The sequence below is a fragment of the Frankia sp. CcWB2 genome, assembly GCF_977927585.1.
The window spans coordinates 1-4095 of the sequence record NZ_CDWRCM010000283.1 but is presented as its reverse complement, the minus strand read 5'-3'; the positions used below and the strand labels follow the sequence as shown (position 1 = coordinate 4095).

General features: G+C 71.5%; 3 protein-coding genes and 2 pseudogenes. 4 read left to right on the top strand and 1 reads right to left on the bottom strand.

Features of this window, described 5'->3' with window-relative positions; translation table 11 throughout:
* Positions 1 to 32: 32 nt before the first annotated feature.
* From ACY45C_RS20460 to ACY45C_RS20445, 4 genes and pseudogenes are all read left to right on the top strand, one after another.
* Positions 33 to 242, top strand: a pseudogene (locus tag ACY45C_RS20460) (toll/interleukin-1 receptor domain-containing protein); the annotation flags it as partial.
* Positions 161 to 1484, top strand: a pseudogene (locus ACY45C_RS20455) (ATP-binding protein); the annotation flags it as partial. The pseudogenes ACY45C_RS20460 and ACY45C_RS20455, both read left to right, overlap by 82 nt.
* A 147-nt stretch (positions 1485 to 1631) precedes the next feature.
* A complete protein-coding gene (locus ACY45C_RS20450; RefSeq protein ID WP_462189173.1) occupies positions 1632 to 2633 on the top strand; it encodes a WD40 repeat domain-containing protein in 1002 nt (333 codons plus the stop codon).
* Positions 2525 to 2863 (top strand): WD40 repeat domain-containing protein, encoded by a 339-nt coding sequence (locus tag ACY45C_RS20445; protein WP_462189172.1) that lies wholly within the window; start codon positions 2525 to 2527, stop codon positions 2861 to 2863. Before ACY45C_RS20450 ends, ACY45C_RS20445 begins: the two co-directional genes overlap by 109 nt.
* Positions 2864 to 2882: 19 nt before the next feature.
* Here the strand turns inward: ACY45C_RS20445 and ACY45C_RS20440 are convergent, their stop codons facing one another.
* Positions 2883 to 3902, bottom strand: a complete 1020-nt coding sequence (locus ACY45C_RS20440; RefSeq protein WP_462189171.1) for a hypothetical protein — start codon at positions 3900 to 3902, stop codon at positions 2883 to 2885.
* Positions 3903 to 4095 lie beyond the last annotated feature (193 nt).

Sequence of the window (4095 nt, the reverse complement as noted above, 5' to 3'; positions counted from 1 at the left end):
TTCATCAGGCGCTGACCCTTCTTGGCCACCGGGTGTTCCTCGCTCAGGACATCCGGGTGGGCGTCCAGCCCGGCGACATGTGGAAGGATCGGTTGCACCACGAGCTGCGAGCCGCCGACGCCGTGGTCTGTGTCATCACCAACGCCTACAACGCCTCCCCATGGTGCGCCTACGAACTGGGAATCGCCTACGAGGTCGGCAGCCTGTTGCTGCCGCTGCGCGTGGAGCCGACGGTCACCTCCCCGCTCCTGGAGGACCGGCAGCACGTTCACCTGCACGAAAATCCGCGATGGGCCGACAACCTGAACGTTGGGCTGCGGCGCGTCGAGGCCGCCGGCGGGCTGGGCTGGGCGGACGACCGGTCCCCGTTCCGGGTCTGCGGCCGTTCACCCGGGACATGGCCAAGGTGTTCTATGGGCGCGGCAACGAGCTGCGGCGGCTCACCCACCGGCTACGCTCCCTCGGTGAACAGCGTCTGCTACTGGTGGTCGGTGCCTCCGGGTGCGGCAAGTCGTCGCTGGTCACCGCCGGCTTGCCGGCCCGGCTGGGAGGTAGCCGACCCCTTCTGGCCGGGCCGGGACCCGGTCCGCAAGCTCGCCCACACCCTGACCCAGGCTGCGAGGCGCGTCGGCCAGCAGTGGGCGGTCACCGACATCGACCGGCAGCTCAGGGAGGACGACCTGGCCCTGATGGGGCTGGCCGAAGAACTTCTGACGGCCGGCTCCGGCCCGGTGCGGGACAGACTGCTGCTACTGATCATCGATCAGGGCGAGGAGCTGTTCACCCGATCGGACGAAGAGGAACGGGCCCGGTTGGCGACCCTGTTGCGGCATGGGGTCACCGGTCCCGTGCGGGTGGTCATGGCGCTTCGCTCCGAGTTCCAGGACCAGGTCTTCGCCCTGCCCGAACTGAGCGGCCCTCCCGAACAGGGCGGGGTCAACCTGCACGTCTTCCCCCTCCGCCCGCTGGCCCGGGACATGCTGCCGGTCGTCATCACCGAGCCGGCCCGGGTAGCCGGCCTGCAGGTGGAGCCGGAGCTGGTCGCCAAGATGGTCGCGGACACCGAGGACGGCGAGGCACTGCCGCTGCTGGCGTTCACGCTCCATGAGCTGGCCAAGGACCAGACCCGCGGCGGCACCCTGTCGATGGACCGGTACCACGAGCTGGGTGGCGTGCAGGGGGCGCTGGCCCGCCGCGCCGACGCCGTCCTCGACGACGCCGTGGAGACGAGCGGGCTGGGCCGGGAGGAGATCCTGGTCGGCCTGGCCGAGCTCGCCACGCTCGACGAGGCCGGTCGGCGGACCCGCCGACGCATCGACCTCAAGGACCTGCCGTCCGACGCGTTGCGGAGAACCTTCCAGGTCTTCGTGAACCAACGGCTGCTGTCCACCCCCAGTGACAGCCTGGGGACCGCCGTCGGGGTCGTCCACGAGGCGTTGCTGACCGCCTGGAAGCCACTGGATGCCGTCATCCGGGAACGGGAAGCCGCCCTGCTCAGTGAGGGCAAGGTCGAGCGCGCCGCCGCCGAGTGGGAGCACAACGACGGCCCGCTCTGGGACGAAGACCGGCTGACCACCGCCATCACGACGCTGTGGCAGTCCTATGAGCGTTTCCGCGCCGGTGAGGAGCCGGTGGTCCATCTCAAACCGGCCGGGCGGAGGTTCATCGACGCGTGCGACCAGCGGATCGAGGAAGCCCGTCGCCAGGAACGTGCGCGCGTCGAGGCAGCCCGCCGCCGGGAACGTCACGAACGTCAACGCCGCCGGCAGGTCATCACCGTCCTTTCCGTGCTCCTCGTCTTCACTGTCGCCGGTGCCGCGATCGCCACCTGGCAGTCCCTCACCGCCCGGCAGGCGCAGCGCACCGCGGAACGGGCGCAGCTCACCACCGAACGGGCGCAGCGCACCACCGAACGGGCGCGGCACGCCCTGATCACTCATACCCTGCTCGCCAACGCCAACGTCGCGCGGGCGACGGACCGGGTGCGCGCGTTACGACTCGCCATCGCCGCCGAAAACATCGACTCCGGTAGCGGTGGTGAGGCCGGCAGCCAGGCGAACCTGCTGCAGACTCTCGTCGAGGACCCGACCGCGCTCGCCAGCCGCGGCGATCCCGTCACCTCGGTGACGTTCTCCCCGGACGGGCGCATCCTGGCCGTCGGCGGCGCGAACGCAACGGTCGTGCTGTGGGATGTGACGGAGGGTCAACCTCGTCGGATCGACCCGCCCCTCACCGGCCAGCGCAGCGGGATCACGTCGGTGACGTTCTCGCCGGACGGCCGGAACCTCGACGCGACCGGCGTCGACGGGACAGTGCTGCGGTGGGACATCGCCGACCCGGACCGGCCACAAGCGCGGGAGCGCGTGAATGCCGCCGCGCCCCCACGCCGTGGGAGGCATTCTCCCCGGACGGGCGCCTCAGAGCCACCGGCCAGGACGGATCGATCATGCTGGCGGATGTCACCGCCCCGGATCGGCCCCGGCCGCCCAGCCTCCTTCTCGCCGACCCCGGACCGGTCCGGGCCGTGGCCTTCTCCCCGCACGGGCAGGTCCTGGCCGCGGTCGGATCTGGCCGGAGGGTATGGCTCTGGGACACCAGCGTCACCCCGCCGCGGCAGATCGGGCAGCCGCTGACCGGGCACACCCGCTCCGTCCTGTCGCTGGCCTTTTCCCCGGACGGCGGGACGCTGGCCTCCGGCGGCAACGATGGCACCGTCCGGCTGTGGCGACTCGCCGCGATCGACGCGTTCCGCCGCAACGGCGTCGTCGAATACGCCTGCCACGAGGCCCAGGGCGGGCTCGACCAGTCGGCGTGGAGCTTTCACATTCCCGGCCTGCCCTACCAGGACACCTGCGCCGGGTGACCGCCGGCGGCACCGTCGGCTACGTCGGCAACGTCCAGGTGTCGAGGCGTTCGGCGATGTTGTTCGTGCCCTGGCGCCGCCCGGCGATCCGCCGGGCGTCCGTGAGGAACCGGTGGGTCCGCGTGACCACCACGGCGTTCGGCCGGTGCTCGGAGATGTCCAGTGCCTCGGTGACGAGCGCTTCGGCCTCGTCGACGTGGTGGCGGTGCAGGGCCGCTGTAGCCGCGGCGATCCTCGCCATCGACCGCAGGCCGGTCGCCCCGGCGACGTCGAGATGGTGCACCGAGGCGTCGGTATAGACTGAGGCCGCGTCCGGTTGGCCGAGTTCGACGTACGCCGCCGCAGACAGTTCAGCGAGCGTCAGCATATGCAGGGTGTCGATCGAGAACCCGGGGTTGCCCGACTGCGCGCGGCTCAGCGTCCCCTGGATGCGCCAGGCACGGTTGATCGCTTCGTGCACGCCCGCCCGTTCACCGAGCGCGCCCAGGGTACGGGCCTCTATCGCCGCGGCGCGGCTGGCGGCCGGCGAGCCCGCACCGACGTGGGACGTGGCGGCGCGGGCCAGCGCGAGGGCGGAGGCCAGGCGGCCGGACTTGCGGGCCAGGGAGCTCTGCCACAGCCGAACCCAGCACTGCAGTGCCCGGTCCCGCGCCTCCTCGGCGTGGCCGAACGCCTCGGCGAACGCGGCCGTCGCCCCGGGGATGTCACCGAGGTCGTGGCGGGTGGTGGCCCACAGGGCAGCCAGGCGGCCGGCGGCGCGGTGCAGGCGGGCGTCGACGGCGGTCGGGTGCCCGCCCTCGGCGAGCAGGGAGCGGACGGCCGGCAGATGCCGGCGTAGGTACACGCTCGTCGCGCCGATCGGGGTCCGCTCGTACGCCCCGGTGATCTGCTGGATGCGGACGTCGATGTGGTTCAGGACGTCCTCGGACGCGATCACTCGCGGGGTCACTGGCCCGCTCCGGACCATGAACAGCCCGGGTGGCAGGGATGCCCCCGCCGCCAGCCGGAGGAACCGCCGTCGATCGGACTCGTCGCCCATGCCGCACCTGCGCTTCGGGATGTCGCCCGCTTCCCATGACCATGATCCGTCCGTTGGCAGTCGAAGAACGGGTCATCGTCCATGGTCATGCCCCGTCTGCCGGCCCGGCTGCACACTCGCTGGACGTTAGGGCCTGTTTGGGAAGTTCATCGGGGCAGCCATTTGTTGATCGCGGCGATGGTGGCTGTTGCTT